This is a genomic window from Leminorella grimontii, assembly GCF_039789245.1.
Classification (GTDB): Bacteria; Pseudomonadota; Gammaproteobacteria; order Enterobacterales; family Enterobacteriaceae; genus Leminorella; species Leminorella grimontii.
On the sequence record NZ_CP146357.1, the window covers coordinates 2,033,884 to 2,054,581 of the forward strand.

The 20,698-nt window shown below is 54.2% G+C and carries 12 protein-coding genes, 2 tRNA genes and 1 pseudogene; 2 read left to right on the plus strand and 13 right to left on the minus strand.

The genetic code is table 11. From position 1 onward, the window contains the following. Positions 1 to 2: 2 nt before the first annotated feature. The 7 genes from kptA to V8L73_RS09600 form a co-directional block, all read right to left on the minus strand. Positions 3 to 566 (minus strand): RNA 2'-phosphotransferase, encoded by a 564-nt coding sequence (kptA, locus tag V8L73_RS09570; protein ID WP_373876142.1) that lies wholly within the window; start codon positions 564 to 566, stop codon positions 3 to 5. Positions 567 to 589: 23 nt separating this feature from the next. After that, on the minus strand, positions 590 to 1,339 hold the full coding sequence (locus V8L73_RS09575) for an SDR family NAD(P)-dependent oxidoreductase (protein ID WP_347254720.1): 750 nt from the start codon (positions 1,337 to 1,339) through the stop codon (positions 590 to 592). A gap of 77 nt (positions 1,340 to 1,416) precedes the next feature. After that, complete coding sequence (locus tag V8L73_RS09580; RefSeq protein WP_347254721.1) at positions 1,417 to 3,741, minus strand: hypothetical protein; 2,325 nt, start codon at positions 3,739 to 3,741, stop codon at positions 1,417 to 1,419. Between the two features lie 30 nt (positions 3,742 to 3,771). Further along, positions 3,772 to 3,843 (minus strand) — tRNA-OTHER (locus V8L73_RS09585). 41 nt (positions 3,844 to 3,884) lie between these two features. After that, positions 3,885 to 3,956 (minus strand) — tRNA-Arg (locus V8L73_RS09590). A gap of 58 nt (positions 3,957 to 4,014) precedes the next feature. Beyond that, a complete protein-coding gene (locus V8L73_RS09595) occupies positions 4,015 to 4,509 on the minus strand; it encodes a WapI family immunity protein (RefSeq protein WP_347254722.1) in 495 nt (164 codons plus the stop codon). 1 nt (position 4,510) lies between these two features. Continuing rightward, positions 4,511 to 5,659, minus strand: a complete 1,149-nt coding sequence (locus V8L73_RS09600; RefSeq protein ID WP_347254723.1) for a tetratricopeptide repeat protein — start codon at positions 5,657 to 5,659, stop codon at positions 4,511 to 4,513. A gap of 169 nt (positions 5,660 to 5,828) precedes the next feature. On the opposite strand from V8L73_RS09600, the gene V8L73_RS09605 reads away from it, so the two are divergent. Together V8L73_RS09605 and V8L73_RS09610 are read left to right on the plus strand one after the other, a co-directional pair. Further along, positions 5,829 to 6,410, plus strand: a complete 582-nt coding sequence (locus tag V8L73_RS09605; protein ID WP_027273182.1) for a flavin reductase family protein — start codon at positions 5,829 to 5,831, stop codon at positions 6,408 to 6,410. A gap of 182 nt (positions 6,411 to 6,592) precedes the next feature. Beyond that, positions 6,593 to 7,294, plus strand: coding sequence for a transporter substrate-binding domain-containing protein (locus V8L73_RS09610; RefSeq protein WP_347254724.1), 702 nt, complete (start codon positions 6,593 to 6,595; stop codon positions 7,292 to 7,294). A 27-nt stretch (positions 7,295 to 7,321) separates the two neighbouring features. On the opposite strand, the gene V8L73_RS09615 is transcribed toward V8L73_RS09610, so the two are convergent. The 6 genes and pseudogenes from V8L73_RS09615 to V8L73_RS09635 all read right to left on the minus strand — a co-directional run bounded on the left by V8L73_RS09615 (position 7,322) and on the right by V8L73_RS09635 (position 20,554). Further along, positions 7,322 to 7,666 (minus strand): hypothetical protein, encoded by a 345-nt coding sequence (locus V8L73_RS09615; RefSeq protein WP_261830948.1) that lies wholly within the window; start codon positions 7,664 to 7,666, stop codon positions 7,322 to 7,324. A gap of 97 nt (positions 7,667 to 7,763) precedes the next feature. Then, the gene (locus V8L73_RS09620; RefSeq protein WP_347254725.1) at positions 7,764 to 17,387 is read right to left on the minus strand and encodes an autotransporter outer membrane beta-barrel domain-containing protein; all 9,624 of its coding nucleotides are present in this window, start codon (positions 17,385 to 17,387) and stop codon (positions 7,764 to 7,766) included. Positions 17,388 to 17,534: 147 nt separating this feature from the next. Next, positions 17,535 to 17,633: pseudogene (locus tag V8L73_RS19870) on the minus strand (ESPR-type extended signal peptide-containing protein); the annotation flags it as partial. Between the two features lie 281 nt (positions 17,634 to 17,914). Further along, positions 17,915 to 18,697: a TIGR03915 family putative DNA repair protein gene (locus V8L73_RS09625; protein ID WP_347254726.1), complete on the minus strand. Its 783-nt coding sequence runs from the start codon at positions 18,695 to 18,697 to the stop codon at positions 17,915 to 17,917. Positions 18,698 to 18,707: 10 nt separating this feature from the next. Next, on the minus strand, positions 18,708 to 19,967 hold the full coding sequence (locus V8L73_RS09630) for a putative DNA modification/repair radical SAM protein (RefSeq protein WP_347254727.1): 1,260 nt from the start codon (positions 19,965 to 19,967) through the stop codon (positions 18,708 to 18,710). 158 nt (positions 19,968 to 20,125) lie between these two features. Further along, positions 20,126 to 20,554 carry a universal stress protein gene (locus tag V8L73_RS09635; RefSeq protein ID WP_027273176.1) on the minus strand — a complete coding sequence of 143 codons (429 nt, stop codon included), beginning with the start codon at positions 20,552 to 20,554 and terminating at the stop codon, positions 20,126 to 20,128. Positions 20,555 to 20,698 lie beyond the last annotated feature (144 nt).

The following is a 20,698-nucleotide window of genomic DNA, read 5'->3' on the forward strand; positions in this document are numbered from 1 at the left end:
CGTTATTCCAAAAACGCCACTGCAACAAACGGCGTTAACCACACGCCGTTATCAGCCTGATAGAACTTCAGACCTTGCCTGTGCATTTCACCGGCCTTGACCTTCAACAGCACGGGCGAACCGTGTCGACGCCCTACCGCTACGGCAGTTTCTTCGTTGTCCGAAAGGTGCACATAGTGCCGAGAGCCGGGAATAAGACCCTTTGCCTTAATCGAGTCAATAAAGCGGCTTGCCGTTCCGTGGAACAGAAATTCAGGCGGCGTCTTTTCTTCATAGGCAATAGACACCTGCTCCGTCGAATGCCCCTGAGCGGCGCGGATGCGTTTGCCGTCGTCGGAAAGGCTAAACCGCTTTTTAGCATTAGTTTCTACAACCGTAGCGATAAGGGATGGCGTTAAGGTTTTTCCGGATGTCTTTGCGCGCTCAATGAGCGTATCAACATTCGCCCAGCCTTCCGAATCCAGCGTCATACCAATAGCCTCAGGCTTATGGCGCAACACAAAGCTTAAAAACTTGCTTAGTTCCGTTAGCTGCTTTTCCATTATCTTCCGTTCCTCTTTCTTCATGCTTTCCATGCTTGCCAAAGCCGCTATTGTGACAGATATCCGCCGTCAATGGGATAGATGCCCCCGGTACAGAATCCCGACTTATCAGACAGAAGGAACATGATAAATTCGGCAACTTCCTCCATTTTTGCCAACCTTTTCATCGGGTGACTGTCGGCAAAGCTTTTTAAAACGTTTTCCGGCAGCGCATTGACTCTGGGCGTGCCGACATAGCCGGGAGCAACGGCATTAACTCGAATGCCTTTATCAGCGAATTCCAGCGCAGCGGTTTGGGTTAAGCCAATGACGCCGTGCTTTGCTACCGTATAGGGCGCCAATCCAGCAATACCGACAAATCCATTTACTGCAGATAGGTTAACTATCACGCCCCCTCCGGATTTCAGCATTTCCGGTATCTCATATTTCATGCAGTAAAAAACGCCGCTCAGCGTTGTGGCTATCACTCTTTCCCAATTTTCTATCGTCTGCTCCGGCAGGCTTTTGTCGTGGTCGCCTGTCGTGCCCGCACTATTAACCGCAAGATCGAGCCTGCCAAAATAGCTAACCGTATCGTTAATTAGTCGTTCAACCTGCGCCGGATCGGACACGTCACACTGAATGCCCAGAACTCTCTCGCCATCCGGAGACAGGGATTTCGCTTTGTTCTCAACAAGACGTTTGGATCTTGATGCAATAACGACGCTGGCCCCTCGCTGATATAAGCAATCGGCCACCGCCTCGCCAATGCCATTAGTGCTTCCGGTGACGATCGCCACTTTACCGTGAAAATCCATAAAGCCTCTCATAACGTGTTTATGTAAACGGTTTATGAGAGCTTAACGCGCGGTTGTGACAGTTTTTGGCAGTAGGTTTATTGATGGCCGTTCGGCAGTTCCTTCAGCAGAGGTAGCATCCAATGCTGAGCCGACCAGCCGTAGAAAGCCCTGGGATCGCCTTCTTTTTCAGGACGCATTTGCGGCGACCGTCCTTGAGCCGCCATAATGAGCCCGCGCCAGACGGGCGAAAAGAGCGACTGAAAGCTCGGCCTTTGCTTTTGAAGGTGCGCCTCGGCCCATGCAACAAATGCCGAACGTGGCTCTGGAGGCAGGAAAGAAAGATAGAAAATTAGCTGCCGCCACGCGTAAGCGGACTGCTTAATCGTAATTAACGCACTGTGATAGCCTTCGAAAGGCACCTGTAGCCTTCGACAAATCCACCTAAAGCAAAATTCACACATTTCGGGTAAGAACGGCGTAAGGCGTCTTTCTAAGCCAAGCCCGGTAAAAACCGTATTCATGTTATGGGTGGTTAAAACCAGCTGCTGCTCAATAAGCATCCCGCTTTGAGCCACCTTATAGTATTCATAGCGAACGCCCGCCCGCTCTTCGCAGATCTGAAGTAAGGCGGCTTCCGGCTTTACATTTTTATGGGTGCTTCCCGTCAGGCGCTCTAATATGTTGATCTTCGAAACGTTACCGTTCGCCGCAAGTCGTTTTTTTATCTGGTCGTAGTCGAGCCCAAAATAGGTTGCGTAGAGGCTGTTTTTCATGGCGTCGGCCGCGCTAATCGCGGCGTGAACGAACTTGTTCGAGAACTGCCCCATAAAAATGTCAGCGGCCAGTTCGTCCGTCCAAAAAAGCGGCGGCGTCACCGGTTTGCTCAGCGAACTGAGTTCCTGCAAGAGCCTATTGGGCAACTGAGCCTGTGGAAATGACTTCACGGCCAGAAAACCAATTTCCCGCATTGTTTTCTGCGCCAGCTCCTGCTCTGAAAGGCTTTTCTGACGATACGGCTCTATCGCTGCAATCCACGGCAGCTCCTCTAACTGAATCTGATGCTGTAGATCTAACAGCAGCAGCGACCGGCGGCAGCGAAAGGCTCGGTAGATGGCCGCATAGAGTTCTCTTAGCGCCTCATCGGCAATACAAGAGGCACGGATCCCCGAAGTCGTCTGCGGCAGTATGCGCGCCAGTACTTCCGAAGAGGTAATCAACTTTTGCGCTATCAGCTCCTCCGCCGTTGTATTCAGGCTGCGGAGCGCCTTGCGCTGTATATAGGCAGGGATCTGAGTACCTGCGGGAACCCTGACGCCCGTAGCCTCTTGCTCAGACAGCGCGCACGAAACGGTATCTAGGCTATCAATACCGCCTTGAGGCGGCAGGCGTTCAAGCCTGGCCGCCAGGGCTTGGCTGACGTCATAATGCGCAGGAGCTTCTACTGCGCGCTGACGCAGTTCGCTTACCCGCAGGCTTTGTTCTGAATATGGTTCGCCATACTTTTGAATATGCGATCGTAAAATAAACCGGATCTGTTCTATATCGCCGGGCGCAGCCGACATTTTGCTATCTTCAGACAGGCGCTCGATAAAGCGCCGCAGCTGAGAAAAATGACCCTTATGTTTTTCAGGCTTACCGCAAAGTGAATACACCGCGCGCAGGCGCTGATATTCGGTCAACAGCGCCTTTGCCTCCTTTTTCCACTCGTCGATAGCTTCGCCACCGTCAAGCGCCTGCTGAACCAAATGCACCATATTGACTTTGAACGGCAGCCAAATTTCTACAGACTCTTTTTGGGCCAAAAGTCGACGATTGGGCTGAATTCTACGCAGATCGGCAATGCTGTCGCCAAGCTCCTGCAGGCGAACCATCTCGCTCGACGAACGTGGGGCATCCAGCGGGATGGGATAAAATCGAAGGAAAGAAAACCAGGGTGAAATGGCGTCAATAAGCTGGCGAGCGGGCTGGACGTCGTTATTTTTCAACAGCCACGCCACGGTAAGCAGTGCACCTTCTTCCGGCGCGCTTATCTCATAGGCGCCCGTTTCCAAGCGCTGGCAGAGTACGTCAAGGCCCGCGTCCGTCAGGTAGTAACCGTTTAGCGCCAGCCGTTCACATCCGGTATCGGCCTTCAGGGAATACGCCTTTAGCTGCGCCACTTCATGTTCAAGAAGCTCTCCACCGGCCATGTGGCGACCGGTCGCGAAGCCCCCCGTGACCACCTCAGGCGTCACCCAGGCCGGCACATTGTTAAAAGGCGTTCGGGAACCGTACTGCGCCTGCGCGTTAAGAATGTTATGAAGCACGCCCTCCCAGCGCTCGGTTTTTTCTTCAGCATTGAGGGGGCTCATTAACGCTTTCGCCAACTGCGCCTGTGCGTACCCTAATCCAATGGGCAATGCGTCTTTTTTCTCTGCCATGAGCGACCGCCTGTAAAGCCATTTTATGGTGTCCGGAGGATAGGAATCGAACCCTCGCCTTTTCGGTTAAAGCCGAATGCTCTACCACTGAGCTACTCCGGAATTGCAGCGTCTACATTTAAAATGTCGGCGCGTTTTATAGGGTCCAGAAGCAGGAGTTGAACCTGCGCCCTTCCGGTCCGAAGCCGAATGCTCTACCGCTGAGCTATTCTGGAATGGATACTGATTGCTAGATTATAAGGGAGCACCAAAAATAAAAGAAATCGAGAAAAGCTACCTATACTTGCGAATCGGATATTTCTCCATTGCCTCCCTCAGCGCGAACAAAATAGATGAAAAGTCATTTTCGCTCAGGTTAAAAAATAGTTTCCAGCCCTTATCGACAACGCAATAACGGCCAGGTGAACCATAATAGCGAACGTCTGAGCGTTTTAAAGCAAATGGAGGCTTAATTTCGCACCCAAGCTCAACGGCTATGGTGACATTGTCACCTTTGTAGGACACATATTCCAATTCCAAACAGGGTTCAACAAAGTTCAATCGCGCACAAGACGGCAGCTTTCTTTCCGACAGCGCAAGAAACCAATTATAGAGGCGAGTCAGATCCCCCGTTTCCAGCGAAGGATCGACTTTATCAAACCGATCGCGCCCCTGTACGACGCCTACTTTTAATAAACACCAGTTATCTTCTTCATCGGCGGGGAATTGATAGCCCACGACGTCTAGCGTCAGGCTTACCGTTCCTTCGATATTTGTCAGTGCAAGCATATTAATTAACGTATTTCCCGTCGGGTGAAATAAATGTCTGACCGTAGGGCAAACTTTCGGGACGCATGGTTATGTCTGGTGCATAGCGGTCAAGGCGGATATCCATATTTTGCGCGGCGATCAGGCTTTGCTGAGCGCCTCTGTGCCCAAGTTCAGCCGCTTTGGTATACCAGTAAATGGCAAGCTCAGGTTCCGGATTAATCAGCTCGCCTTCCTGATAGAGAGCGCCAAGCAAAAACTGGGCATTGGCGACGCTTTGGGCCGCGAGCGTGTGAAGAATATCGAATGCCCTTTTGCGCTGCGCCGCATCGCCGCTTTTTAAATAAAATATGACGAGATTGTATTGAGCCTCTGGGCTGCCCTGTTCCGCCGCCGTTTTACACCAGCGAAGGGCTTCTGCGAGATCCTTTCCTACGCCATCTCCGTGTATATACCTGTCGCTCAGGTCAAGCTGGGCTAAAAGACAGCCCAGCTCGGCAGAGCGCCGAAGGTAGGAAAGCCCTCGTTCGGGATCTTCTCTACCGGCTTCACCAGAGTAATACATATGGGCCAGGTTGAATAAGGCGGAGGGATGGTCTTTCTCGGCGGCCAATTGATACCAGTAGACGGCCTGACACAGGTCAATTTCGACGCCGCCGCCCTGATGATACTCATACCCCAGCCGGAACTGCCCTTCACTCAGGTTCTTTAACGCCGACTGACGCCAGTATTCCACGGCTTTGGCCAAATCCCTTTGGGGAAAGTCTTCGGCGTAATATAGCGATCCTAGGGCGAACAGAGAATGGGCAACGCCGTCGTTTTCAACCGCCTCAAGGTACCAGAAGAGCGCCTGCGGATAGTCCCGTTCGACCGCCTCTCCCGTATGATACATCCGGCCAAGGTTGTGCTGTGCCTTTGCGTTGCCAAGCTCCGCCGCGCGGCGATAAAGCGACACCGCCCTTTGGCTATCGGGCGCAACGCCCTTACCCCGTTCATAAAGCAGCCCCAGGTTATTTTGCGCGTTGGTGTGCCCCTGCGACGCGGCTTTTTCATACCAGAAAAAAGCCTGAACAAAATCTTGCTGAGCCTCAAGGCGTTTAGCCAACAGGAATCGTTCTTCAGCGCTATCGGGAGACTCTCTGCGGGAAAAAAATCGGGTAATGAATTTCAACAATAATTCCTTTTATTTTGAGATCCGCTATCGCCGTAGTGTAGCGCAGCAGTATAAGAGAACGATACAGCCAATTGAGTGCGCTGGTTATTTTCACGACCTGTGGATATGATGAAGCGATCCGCTTTTTTAGTTTCTACCGCTTTAGCGCCATCGATAAGGAAAAGCCATGTCCCACTTTCGTCCCGTTGACTTAAAGCACGCCAGCCGTTTGCTAAACCACGGCCCAACGGTGCTTATCACTAGCCGAGATCCCCTATCGCAAAAGAGAAACGTGATGGCGGCCGCCTGGTCGACGCCGGTAGAATTCGCACCGCCCCGAGTGGCCATCGTTATTGATAAGAGCGCCTGGACGCGGGAGCTTATCGAAGCCAGCGGCGCTTTCGGCATCTGCATTCCAACCGCAGCCAGCGCGGATCTTACCTATGCGGTCGGCAGCGTATCGGGGCGCGAGGAAGACAAATTCAGCCGTTTTTCTATTCCATATCGGGATTCGCAAACGCTAAGCGTGCCGCTGCTTGAAGAAGGCTGTTCCGCTTGGTTGGAGTGTCGCCTTCTGCCGGAGGTCGGCGCTCAGCAAAAGTACGACACGCTGTTTGGCGAAGTGATTTCCGCATCGGCCGATGAACGCATTTTCAACCGCGGTCGCTGGCTGTTTGACTCCGCCGATCCTACGCTGTTTACGCTCCACCACCTCGGCGGCGGCGGCTTCGTCAGCGCGGGCCGCATTATTACGGCCAAGCCGCTATAGGCAAATTACGCCGGGCCACACCGGCCCGATAATTTATGCGTCCGATCTTCAAAAATGGCGTCAGGCCTGCGCCACACGGACAGCACCGTTAAACCTCCGTTACTGTGACCTGTGACAACTTTCCTACTCCACGTTCAGTGGTAATCTGATCGCTTTCAACAAGTTGATTTCAGGGAAAATATATGTCGGGAATAAGTAATGAGCTTGCCCAAGCCAGCGGGCTGGGCTTTGCGATAAATCTGGGTAATCCGGTGCTGGCCTATCAGGAAGACGGACAAAAAGAGCCGGGTGGGATCAGCGTTTCTCTGGCCAGAAAAATTGCCAACGAGCTTGGGCTCACGCCGCGATTTCACCCCTATCCCACCGCTGGCAGCGTGGTCGACGACAGTGCCGCTAACCTGTGGGATATCGCATTTTTAGCCGTTGACCCCAAGCGAGAAGAACAGCTGGCGTTTACAACACCCTATATCACGATTGAGGGCACCTGCCTGGTTCTTCGCAGCGCGGGCTGGAAAAGCGTTAAAGAAATGGACAAACCCGACGTGGTGATTAACGTTGGCAAGGGCGCTGCCTACGATCTTTTCCTAACCCGCTATTTAAAAAACGCCACGCTAAACCGCTGCGTTTCCTCACAGGAGGCCATCGACCGCTTCCTGGCGGGTGAAGGCGACATGGCGGCGGGCATCAGACAACCTCTCGTTCGCGCCGCCAAGCTCAACCCGGACTTTGTCGTTCTGCCGGACAGCTTCACCACCATTCGCCAGGCGGTTTGCGTTCCTCGCGCCAAGCCGGAGCTTTTTGCTCGCGTCAGCGCCTTGATTGAGCGCTGGTTGCAAAACGGCGAGCTGGCGGAACTCATAGAGCGCGAATCGCGCGACTTTTAGCCAGACGTAAAAACGCGGCGCGGCGCTTTACTCCGCGCCCTCTTCTTCACGCAGATAGTCGTTCAGCATCGCTCCCGACGTATTAAAGCAGCGCTCAAACAGGCGAAGGCAGACGGAGTCCAAGCGCCTTTCGAACGCCTTTTTTCTGTGATTAAGCAGCAGAACGTAGCCGCCCATAATGAGGGTAAAAACCAGCATGGGAATATCCAGCACGCTGTTGACCAGTATCAGGTAGGCGTCAATAGCGACGCTTAAGAAAAATACGATAATAATTTTACGCAGCGAACCCTTAACGGTGTGGTACTCCGCCAGCAGTTCTGTAATTTGCGTCCTGCCGGGAACGCTGGGCTGCGCGTTTGCTTCTTCCGTCATTGATGACAATATCTCTTATAGTATTTAGACGATAAAATCGGGCCGGTAGTTTGTACCACCGGCCCGTATTCGCGTAGTCTAACGTAAACGCCGTCGCTTAGAAACTGTACTTGATCCCCAGCGTAACCGACGTATCGCTATAGCCTTTGTCGCCGAGCTGCTGGCTGACGTTGCTCCACAGGTTCAGGCCGCCGTTGAGCTTGCCTTCCGCGCCCAGCTTCAGCTCGCCGACGTTTCGACTTCCGGCCTGCTTTATTTTTACGCCGTCCATCACCGCGCCCGCCTGTTCGCTGTTATACAGCCAGTTAGCTTCAGCATAAGCGGTAAACAGTTTATCAGCTCCCTTATCCGCATCGTTGACGCCGTCGCGAGAAAGCTTCATTCCCAGCCGGGTCTGAACGTTATTTTTACCTGAACCAGTAACATAGGCTTTACCGTTAGATTCCCAATGATCGTCAGGCCTAATGCCGTTCCAGGTGACCTGCCCCTGCGGCGTCAGGAAGACTTCTCCGTTAGCGCTCTGGTAAACCGACATGCGATAGCCCGCTTCCAAAGAGGCGGAATAGCCTTTCATGTTATACGACTCTTTTGCCATGCCTTCGCCGTTAACCTCGGCGTCCAGCCAGCTGTACTGCGCCCAGCTGTCGACGTAGAGGCCGTTCAACGTGGTGGCATCCTGATACCACGTGCCATACAGCCCTGCACTGTAGCCGTCAATCGAACTCTTGGCATGATAATGCGTTTGAGTTGAGCGAACCTTGCTGTTTGCCTTACCGTAGGCCAGCATAACGCCCAGCCCTATGCGATCCGCGTCGCCAAAATCCGTACCCCAAATCTCACCGCCGCCCTGAACCACATAGCTGTTGGTCGCCGTATGCAGCTGGCCTGACGTGTCACGGTGCTTGGTTCGGGAGCCGACTTGGCGCAGCCACATGCTGGAGTTTTCCGCTCGGCCCTCACGATCTTCCAGCCGCAGGCTAAACAGTTTACCCGCAGCCGCCATGTTGGCCATATAGCCAGCCCCCTCCGGGCGATATACGCTGGGATCCGGCGTCGGTGAGTAGATCTCTGAACGAAGATACCAGTCGCCGTCGTCCGGTGTCGCTGCGCCGCCCTGATACAGGAAGTATTCATAGGCTCCGGCCACGGCGCGTCCGCTTAGCTTGAATACGCCGTCAGAGTTACCGCCGACCTCGATAAGCCTAATGCCGTTTTCCGTCTTTTCCCCTGCCCCGTTAGCGTTAAGAACGACCACGTCGGTGAGACCGCGGGTATCGCCCGCGATCGTCAACCGGTCGGTGGAAGAGCCGTCCCCGGCGAGTTGGGTATAAAACACCACTTTACCACCGCTGCCGACGTAATCGCCGTCAATGGTGAATCCACCGTACTCGCTGCCGCTTTGCGCACGTCCAACCGAGATGCTGCCTTTGTTCTCTACCTCGCCGGTCACCGTGCCGTAGCCGCCGACAATGCCCTGCGTATCGATAAAGACGTCGCTGACCAGATTCGCCGTCGAACCTGGCTCGCTGCCGAGCAGCAGCAGGCCGTTTTCAACTCTGGTCTGGCCGGCTGTGACGTTGCTACCGTCAATCTGCACCGTGCCAAAACCGCGTTTGACCAACGTACCGGTTCCCTGAATGTCGTTCTCAAGCTCCCAGTGTCCACCGGCGTTCAAAACCAGCGTACCGTCGTTATTTACGGAGGCTGAACCCAGCTGCCTTTTCTCCGACGCCGCTAGCGTTGAACCGACATCGGTCGTGAACAGGCCGTTGAAACCGGCGTTATCCGCCGTCAGGGTTACGTTAGCTGCATTGTTTAGCGCAACGTGCCCACTGCCTCTCAGCGCATTGTTTAGCGATCCGCCTGCGCCGTCCAGGTCCAGCAGCCCTTCAAGATTTATAGCGCTCAGCCCCAGGCCCTGGGCCTGAATCAGCCGAGCGGTTGCGCCCGCGTCAACGTTCACCTGCGCGTTAAGACCGGCATTATTTTGCGTTACGTTCAGTACCCCGCCGGTCAAATTCAGAGTTCCCTGACCGACCATCTGCCCGTTTGTCATTCCTCCCTGATTAACCGTCAGCTCGCCGCCGTTGAGGTTCAACAGGCTGCCGCTTTGGCTATTGAGCGAGCCTACCGTCTGGGCACTGCCGTTAAGGTCGACGCCGACGTTGGCCTGCATCAGCAACTCGGACGTTTGGCCGAAGGCGTTGTCGGTAATCAGAACCACGCTGCCCAGATTGACGAGGGTCGTCCCCCTGTAGTCGCTGGCAGCGTTGCCGATGCGTACGGTTCCCGCTGCGTTAACGGTAAATCCGCCGTCTCCCGTTAGCCTGGCGCCCAGGGCGTTATCCACGGCGTTGGTATTATCCAAAATGATGGACTGGTTAGCGAAAGCGTCCAGCTGTGTTAGGCCATAGCCCAAATACAGACCATCGTCTCTCACTGCGCCGAAGTAACCATAGTGCGCGTTACCTGCAGTTACGCCGCTTTGAATAAGGCCGACGATGGTGTCCAAACCAACGGGCGAGCCGTCCGCTTTAACCAGTGAGATCTGGCTGCCGCTGCCGTTTACCAACGCAGCGGCGACGATTTGGTCATAGACGCCGTCGTCCTGATCGAACAGCGACGCGCCGGTCACCGGTAACGGGTTCGGCAGGTTTGCCGGTGTGGTAATGGCCAAGGAGCCGCCGCCGGAAGCATCCAATCGGTCTACCGTCAGGAAGCCGTCGGGACGATGGTCCGCCGCGCGGAAGTCAACTTCCAAACGACCGCCGTTGAGCGTTAGGCCTGCCATTAAATGGTTACCCTGTAACTTCATGCTGCCCAGCTTACCGGCCCCGCCGTTCAGAGCTAGCGTTGCATTACTCATCACGCTGTCGGCCTGAGTATCCAGAATGAAGTGCCCGTCGTTCATGGTCAACGTACCGCTAAAGTCACCGCCACCGGCGCTGGCGTCAAAGGTAAACGCCTTATCGCTGTAGCCCAGATTGATGCGCAATTCGCCGCTGCCCTGAAGCTGGCGAGTAAAATGCAGGTTGTCCGCCGTCGCGCCGGTTTTTAATACCGACAGCGCGCTGCCGGACAATAAATTAACTACCCCGGTCGCGCTGGCTAAATTCTCCAACGCCTCGACCTGCAAGACGCCGCCGGTCACGTTGACCGCTGCCGCGTTGGCGCTGTTATCACCGTTCCAGATGAGAATTCCATCGCCCGCTTTGGTGATGGCGAGCGCCGCATTGCCTCCGTCATTCCAGCCGTTCAGCGTTGCGGTTACGCCGCTATCAACAATTACGCTACCGCTTTTCGCTAGCGTAACGTCGCGCCCTGAAGTCGTATTTGCGGTGATTTGTAAATGGCCGCCGTCGAGCACCACGCGGTTGGTTGAGGACCCATCCCCCAGGTTCGCACTTTGGGAAATGGCCACGTTGCCCTGTTGAATCAGCGTATCGCCGCTATAGGTATTACTGCCGGAGAGCGTCAGCGTACCGGCGCCGTTTTTTACCAGCGAACCAACGCCGTTAACCAACGTAGGCAGCGTCATATCGGCTGCGTTATTCACGATAAAGCGCCCTGCATTCTGAATAGCGCTGGCGGCTCCTACGTTTTTACCTTCGTTTACCGTTAGCGAGGAAAGGCCATCAATTCGCATTTCGCCGCTAAAGCCCGCGTTGTTGCCGATAAGCGTCACGACGCTGCCGTTTTGGCTTTCCAACGTTCCGCTGCCGGAAAGCGCGTTAGTGAACGCGCCGCTGGCGTTATTCAGCGTCACTGCGCCGTTGGCCACAACGCCGCCGGTTCCCAGCGCTGCGACGTCTTTCAACAGCGCGATAGCGCCTGCGTCAACGGTCGTCGTGGCACTCAAGCCCGCATTGGCATTGTTTACGGTCAGCGTTCCGCCGCTGACGGTTATCTGCCCGCTGCCGCTCAGAGCGCCGGAAGAAGAACCGCCGTTAAGCATCGTCAACCAACCGCCGCCTAAATCCAGCGTGGAGCCCACGCTGCCGTTCAGTTCACCGACGGTTTGGCTATAGCCGCTGGCGTTAACGGTTGTTGCATTAGCCAGGCTTAGCTTTGAGGTCTCACCCAGCGCTCCGTTGCTGCCTAAAATCAGCGTACCGGTCTGCAGATCGGTTTCCCCGCTATAGTTATTGTGTTCATTGGCGATCGTCAGCGCGTTCGCGCCGTTTCCTGCCTTAATGCCCAAATCGCCCGTGCCGGTAACCTTGGCGGACAGCGTTTTTTCTGCGCTGTGGGAAGCGTCGATCGTCAGCCGAGTCAAACCCGACGTCAGCAGGTTTACCTGCGTCAGGCCGTAGCCGACGTATAGCCCCTTACCGCCTGAACCGTCCGTTACCAAGCGGTAGTCGTAGGTGGCGTCAGCCGCGTGCGTACCGTTCTGACCAATGGCCACAACGCTGCCGTTGCTGATGGCGGCGCCGTTTTCATCAATCAGGCGAATCGCGCCCGCATTGCCGTTCACGGTAGCAGAGGAAACCAGCTGCACCAGCGCCTCGTTTTGCTGATCCAATAGCCCCAGCGTAGCATTAACCGTCGGCGCCGTACCGTTGTCAAAGCCGGACCTGTTGACCTTCACACTGCCGCTGCCGCTTACGTCCAGAGCATCGGTTGCGCGGATAAACGCCCTGGAAACGCTGGCGTTAGGAATCGTTATGCCGAAATCCAGCATGCCGCCGCCAAACGCTAACCCGCCGACATTCTGCGTTCCGATGCCAACAATTGTGACATTGTCACTCATAACGGCTAGCGTTGCGTTGGTCAGCGCCAGCGTATTCGTACCGGACAGCGCAAAGCTGTCGCTGTTCATCTGTACCGTGCCGGTAAACTGATTGCCGACCGTTGAGGCAAAGTTGAACGACGTGCCGGAAACGACGTCGAGCAGCCCACTGCCCGTAAGCTGGTGATCCAGCGTATAGGCGGCCAGGGAGTTTAGCTTCAAGGTTGATGAGCTATCGACATTGATTACGCCAAGCGTCGAAGGTCCGTCACCCATTTGTAGCGCTAGAGCGGTCGTAAAAAGAGCGCCATTAATCAGGTTCAGCCGGTCAAAGTGCTGAATACTGGAGACGTTGGTCAGCGCGTAGCTGGCGTTATCAAACGTCAGGCTGTCGGCTGCCCCGCCCGTTCCGGCGTTCAGCGTTTGAAAGGTCGCGCCGTCTTTTACCGTGACGTAGTTTTCTCCACCGCTGACCGCCGTAAAGTTATCGAGGTGTGAAGCGTCTGACAGCGTTAGCGCATTGGCCCCCGAGCCGACCGACAGCGTGCCGGCCAGCGTAGCGCTGCCGCTCAGATAAATTTCGTTATTGCCGCTGCCTGTGCTCGCGTTGCCGGTCAAAACGGCGCTGTCGCTCAGCGTGAGCCGGTTATTTCCGCCGGCCAGCAAGACACTGCCGGTGACATCGGCGCCGTCCTGCAGCGAAACTCGATTGCCGTTGCCCGTACCGCTGATATTGCCGGTCAGCGAGTTTGATGCGCCGGAAAGCGTAATCTGGTTGCCGTCGTCGCTGCCAAGCGCAATATCGCCGTCAATGGCGCTGCCGTTTTTCAACTGTACGACGTTAACCCCAGCGCCAAAGTTCAACTGGCCGAGAATATTGCCGGTATTGGTGAACGACTTGTTTAGCGCGTCGTTCATTACTACGACGTTGCTGGTACGAGAACCTGCGTGGATCTTTCCGCTGTTAATAATCGCGGTCGCGTTGCCCGCTTTGATTACGTCGTCGGACGCGGAAACGAGGTCGCCGCGTTGTATAAGCGTCGCGGCCCCCGTAACGTCCAGTGCAGCACTGCCGGAAGCGCTGAGAATGTTGACATTAACCGCAGAGTCTACGGTTTTATCTGCGCCGGTCATGTTGGCGACGATGCCTCGCCCGCCGTTTCCATTAACGTTAATCGTCAGGCCCTGTGAGCCTGACAGGTCCAGATCGTTAGCGGTCGCTGTGCCGTTAGTGTTTTGGTACAGAATGCCAACCCCGTCGCGAACGGCGATCGTACCGCTGTTGCTGGCGTCAAGCGTTGCGCCCGTGTAGATCCCTACGCCGTCGTTAACTCGGATAGTGGTGTTGTCTAACCGAATGCCGCTGATACCGGCCTTGTTGTGAATGCCGACGCCGGTGCTGCTGACGTCGCTCATGTCGATGGTGGTATCGGAAACGTTTAGCGCAATAGCGCCTTCGGACAGCAAAATGCCGTCAGCCGTGCCTTTTGCCGTAATCGTTCCGCTGCCGGATACGGCGGCCAGATCCAGACTGGCGTCCTGCCCCAGTTCAATAACTGCTCTGCCGCCGGTCGCCTCAATGCTGCCGTTATTGTTGATAACGGAACCGGAACCGCGAATATGGATTGCCGTACCGTTCGCCTTGATGCTGCCGGAGTTGTATACCTTACCGTTGAAGATATCAATAGCTACGTTCTGGCTGCCGGCGGACAGGTCAATATTGCCGGTATTTCTCAGCTCGCCGCCGTTTCGGGCGATAAACGCCGTAGAGCCGGAGCTGCCGACGGAGGACGTGACGGTCGCGCCGTTAGTAATCACGGAACCATCGTCTTCGGCAATACCCACGGTAGCCGAAACGCCGCTAACGGTAAACGCTGCGCCGCTGGCGATGATTGCGCTGCCGCCCAGCTGCGCAAGCACGCCGGTTGCGTTTTCGCCAGTGACTTCAATTTGGCTGCCTGAATTCACTGTAGCGGTAGAGTCAGTACCACTGACCCGCAGACCGCTGGCGTCCTTACCCGAAACGAGAACGTTCAGAGCGCCGCTTAGGTTTGCCGCTCCGTCAACGAAAAACAGCGTCGATCGTTCTCCGGACACGCTATACGGCGTCGCGCTGGCGACTACGTTGACCGTTGAAGACGCGCCCGCGTCGGATTTTCCGCTTAGCCAGAAGGCAATTTGGTCGGTCGCAGAAGCAGAGAATTCAGTAACGACGCTGCTATCCAGATTAACGACGCTGCCGCCAGACGCCTTAACCCCAACGGCGTTATTGCCGTTCATTTTTATTGTTGGCGTGCTGCCGCCGCTGCTTACCATGTCTACGACCACTTTCGAGCCCGTAGCCGAAATGCCGACGGCGCCATCGCCATTTAGCGTCAGGTTGCCCGTATTGGTTAAAGACGTCGTATTGGTATTCGCCGAGGCAAACAGGCCGACGCCGTTTTCACCTAACGTTATATTGCCGTCGTTGACACCGGTCGCCCCTTCTTCAACCATGATGCCGGTCGCGCCAACGCCGGTGAACGTGATGTCGCCGGTATTCTTCAGCGTTGCCAGATTTCGGACAATATAGCCAATCGCGCCGTTTAACGTCGAGGTCAGCGTTGCGCCGGCCGTCAGTTCGGTAGCGCGCATTTCCGTCTCGGTAAGAATCTGTTCTTCACCGCTCAAGCTATGCTTTTTTCCATCCGCGATCCCCGCCGTGGCGCCCACACCGTCAAGGTTGATTATCGCCGTGTTATCGATGGTTCCCTTGGCTCCGCCTTCGACCAAAAAGCCGGTGGCGTCTTTACCGCTGACGTTAACCGTCATGCCGCCAGAGCTTACCGTTGTGCCGGTACCGGTTGCTACGATCACCGTCGAGCCTTCACCCGACGCGCTCATGGTGGACGCTGCGCTGGCGGAGCCGGTAAACGATGCTCCGCCGTCAAGGCGCATCAGCGTTGAACGAGCGGTCGTGACGTCCTGCGTGCCAGAGCCGGTATTGTTGATGGCTGAACCCGCGCCATAAATGTAATAGCCTATCTGATTTTCACCGTCGGCGAAGGTAACCTGGCCATTGCCGGAAAGCTTAATCGTGCCCCGATTAGTGGCGTACACGCCGATAGAGTCGTCGCCGGTCAGGTTGACGTTGCCGGAGATCTCAATGAGTGAACCGGAGCCCTCAACCCAGGCACCGTAGTTGTTTAGTCCTGACGAGGTTCGGTTTCCCTTGACGTTAATCGTGCCGGAAGAAATGATTTTTCCACGCGTCACGGCCTTCAGAGCAACGTTGCCGTAGCCGTCGACGTTAATGGTGCCTTGGTTTTCAAAGTCTATCGGATTGGCGCTGGAGCTGTTGGAACGATACATGGCGGCGTTAAAAACTGCATTGGACGCCAGATCGCCGTTTTCATCGCGGTTACCGTCGAGATTAATCACGCCGTAGTTAGTGAAATAGTTTATTCCGGTGCTGATGGCGTAAATCAGGTTTGAGCCGCTAACGCGGCTTCCGGCGTTAATTTTGCCGTGGTTTTCGCTTTGAGTGGTCGGCGTATTTTGCGTGTCCAGCTTCAACAGGAAGCTGTTTGTGCCAACGCCTGTTGAGCTACCGTCTTCGGGGTCGATGCCCAACTGCAAAATGCCATTAGCCGTATTGATAAAACGGCTGTCGCTGCCGGTCAGGCCGATGCTTCTAATGGTTTGATAGCCACCGTTAGACCACTGCTTTTCCGTCGAGCCGAGAGAGATCAGGCCGTCATTGGTTAAGACGCCTTTGTTGTATACATAGAAAACCACTGACGCGTCAGACGTTGAGGCGTTTGAGCCATAGTGAACGATGCGGCCCTGGTTCACGACTTCGCCGCCGTCGCGCGCAACGATGGTCTGAGTGCGATTTTTGCCTGAATCGTCGGTCAATGAACCTGAGCCGATTTCAATCAGCCCGACGCTTTCGTTGGTAAATCTGGAGCCCTCTCCCTGTGAGGAAACCAGGCCGTATCCTCCGTGAGCCCGCAGCGTTCCGTAGTTGTGGCCCTGGCCGCCTTCCGTCACCAGAACGACGCCATAGGGTACGCTGGCGTTATCCGCATAGTCGGCGTTGCCAACGGCGGACGTCGGCCCCGTTTTCTGAGTAATGGTCACCCCCGCGGCGACCTCTACCGTTGCGTTAGCGCCCTTCGCCATCAGCAGCGCATCGCCGTTTTTTGCCGCATAGAGTTCGGCAGGCCCCGTTCCCGCAGGTATTAAGTAATCATAATCAAACGCCTGCTGCGTATACGCGGCCGACTTATAGGTTTCGTACTTGGTCGCCGAGTTAATGCTGCCGTCCCTGACCTTGTCGTTCAACCAGGCCAGATAGTCTTTATAGTCATCCAGACCGTTAACGGTCCACGGCGTGCCGTCGAAGGCGGTAAACGCCCCTTTGAATGTGTAGGACAGAACCTGCTGTGAGCCGCTCGTATTGGTTAAGGAAAAATCGTCCTTTAAAATGATGGGCTCATAGACCACGTCACTTTCCCATACGATTTTGGCCTTCGTGCTCCCAGTACCATCGGCCAGAGCGAAGGCGGTATTTCGGGACAATCCGGTAGTGATAGCGTCAAGCCCGCTGAGGCGTACGCGCGCCTCCCCGTCAGTGACTTTGACAAATCCCGCATCATAGTAAAAATCGACGTTTGTTACGCTGGGATCGAGAATCGTCACGATCGTTTGAGATGCGGAACTCGACGTAATCAGCTTGGTGGGATCGTACAGGTTTACCGTTTCGGTAATGCCGGAGTCGTTGACGACGGTTGCGCTGCCCTCATAGTTATTTGAAAAGACTATCTGGCCTAGCGTTGACGGATCGACGGCGGCCGCCAACCCGCTCACCCAACCGTTATTCCATGCGTCAGTGAGCGTTATGGCTTTGCGGACTGGATAAGTAATATTGGTTTTCATCGACGTCGGGCCGTAAACCGTATAGGCATTACCGTCGTTAATTAACAGCGTTCCGACGCCGTTATTCATACCTTGGTGGGTCCACGTGGAGTCTAAGTAACAAACGTAGCCTGCGTCGCAGAGGGGGGAAGCAAAGGAAATATTAGGAACCGAGCCGAACGCCGCCAGCGCCAGCGTGCTCAAACACAGCTTTTTTATTCGAGAACTCTTATTTCTGCATTTGGCTAATTCAGATGTCACAATCCATTGGCGCTTATCCTTATCAAATATGGTTCTAAACATCCTATTATTCATAAGCCAATTCCTTTGCTTCATTTTATTCACAGGTCGCAAAATACATTAACAACGCGTTTAAATCAACAAAGTAAATTCTAACAAATGGAATATATAGCCTTGTTATTATTTTTATTACTCTTAATTCAAAAAATAAAATAAAATATAACCTACTAATAAATAATAAATTACTATTTATGTGGATAGGGTTTTATCAACTTTGTTATATTAACGTCGATTAATAAAAATCGTTTTAATTGCTCAAAAAACACGCTGGTGAATATTGGTATAATATAGTAAGGCTATCCTAAATTCAGGCGTAATCAGGTAATGATGCGATCGTACATTTCCGGCAGCAAATGCCAAAACCGCCTGGGCATACAGCGCGCCTGCTGCTTTGGATTAGCTCTTTCTTTTATTGATATGGACTGAAAATAGGTTACCCAGAGATTTTGGAATATGCGTTCATTTTCATGAAGCAAATCGGGGTTAATCTTTCCACCTGACGTTATGACGTTTCCATCGTCCGGAATGACGACCTCTTTGAGGACGCTTAAATCATAATAAAAGCCATATTTCCTTTTGATGTCGTATATGGCCCACGGCCTGTCGGTGAAACGATCGGTGAAATGAGAAATGGACATCGGCAGGACGTTATAGTCTGGTGAAACCAAGGCGAAGAAAATGCCCTCTTTCGTTTGCTGAAACCGAACGAACTGGATTAAGTGCATCCGATCGTTACCCACCCTTTTGGCTATTTTCAACATCTCGCTAACCACGCTATTGGTGAAGTCGGTTTCAATGGGCGTTGGTGAATCAATCACCTTACGAATATAGTTAAAGATCAGCATGTCAGCGCCCTGCTGTTCCGATTGCCAGACGTACATAATATGGTTAAGCGCTCTGCCGGAAAGGCGTTTCCCTAAGGCGGTCCACACTCTGTCCGCTTTGGCTGCATCGGTCACGCTCGTGTGCTGCCTGGTCATAAACAGCGGCTCAACGTCGCCTTCGGTCAGCAGCAGTTCAGGGAAGATCTTTAGCCTATAGGCGTCGAAAACGGTGGAGAGCAGCCCGTCAAAGGTTTTGTCATAGTAAAAAATAGACACGGTCTGCCCCTTAAAATCCTAACGACAGCTGCTGTGACGGCGGCCGAACGCTTGCGGGTTCGGTCAACGCGCGCCTGACGTATTCAGGCGTCGCTTCCTGTATGGTAAAGTGCGGCAGCTCGTTATTGGCGATGAAATACTGCGCCCGCTTTAGCACTACGCCGATCTTTTTTAATCCGCTAAGCGTCAACCGCCCGTGCCGCCTGGCGGCGACGATCATTTTCGCCGACTTAACGCCGACACCGGGTATGCGTAAAATCATGGCGTAGTCCGCCGTGTTGACGTCCACAGGGAACTGCTCCGGGTGCCTGAGCGCCCAGGCCAGCTTGGGATCCATATCCAGTTCAAGATAAGGCTGGCCGGAATCGACGATTTCCGTCGCGCTGAATTGGTAAAAGCGCATCAGCCAGTCGGCCTGATAAAGGCGATTTTCCCGCTTGAGGGTGTTTTCACGCACCGTGGTCGTTGGCAATCTGGCGTCGTAGGTATTCACGGGAATATAACCGGAGTAATACACCCGCTTCATTCCGCTGCGCTGATAAAGGGAGGAGGAGAGATGAAGAATATCCCGATCGTTGTCGCCCGCAGCGCCGACGATCATCTGCGTGCTTTGCCCGGCCGGGGCGAAGCGCGGCGCGGAACGAAACTTCTTTCTGTCCTCCAGGCTTTGCTGCATGCCCTGTTGAATAAAGTGCATCGGTTTATAGACGCTCTGATGATCTTTCTCCGGCGCCAGGCGCTTGAGGTCCTGCTCCAGCGGGATTTCCAGATTTACGCTCAGGCGGTCGACTACCAGCCCGGCCTGATAAACTAACGCGCGGCTGGCGCCGGGGATGGTCTTCATATGGATATAGCCTTGGAAGCCGTGAACGGTACGCAGGCTTCTCGCTACTCTTATCATTCTTTCCATCGTGTGATCGGGACTTTTCAGCACGCCCGAGCTTAAAAACAGGCCATCGATATAATTTCGACGATAGAACTCCAGCGTGATTTCAACCAGCTCTTCGGGTGTGAAAGCAACCCGCTCAACGTCATTGCTGCGTCGATTAACACAGTAGGCGCAGTCATAAAGGCAAACGTTGGTCATGAGCACCTTAAGCAGCGAAACGCAGCGCCCGTCTTCGGTAAAGCTGTGGCACACGCCCCAGGCACTGGCGTTCCCTAGCCCGGAACCGTTATTCTTGCGCGCAACGCCGCTTGAGGAGCACGACACGTCATATTTTGCCGACTCGGCCAGGACCTTAAGCTTATGCAACAGTTTGTCTTTCATTTTCTCCCCCTCACTGGCCGGGGCGTTTGTAGAAATACGAAGACGGCCCTGACCGAAATGACAGATATAAAGATACTGTATGAAAATACAGTATTCAATATTGAGAAAGAGAAAATAAAGCATGCCGGACGAAATGTTCCGCCCGGCACCTGAGTTGATTACCTGACGACGAGCACCGACGTCGTTGCATACCGTACGATGCCGGAGGCGTTGGAGCCTAAAAGATGGGTTTTTATATTGGGCCTGCGCGAGCCGATAACGATAAGGTCGGCCTGTACGGTTTGCGTCGATTCAACAATTTCATCCCTGGTTGAACCGAAGGCCAGCGAATAAGAAACGCGGTCTTTGGGCAGGTCAACGCCATCAGCCAGATGCTTTAGGCGCTCTTCGGCAATCGCCGACGCCTTGTCTTTCAAATCGAGATAGCCTAGCTCATACGCGTTGATGATCGTGGTGGAAATGGGCAAGACGTGCAGCAAATGCAGCTTCGCTCCGGTCATTTTCGCCAAACCAACCGCGTGCTTTAACGCATTGTGGGACAGAGCGTCTTCCATGACGTCTAAAGGGACTAAGATGGACTTGTACATCGTGCGCCTCCTCTATTTATGCCAGTGGTTTTTCTTCTTTTAGTATAATTCTTAAGCAGTTCTTCTGCCGTGAAGCGCGTTCAGATTTTCATTGTCGCAGACATCGCCATCAAGAAAAATGGCGCCTATTCCATCAGGTTTAAT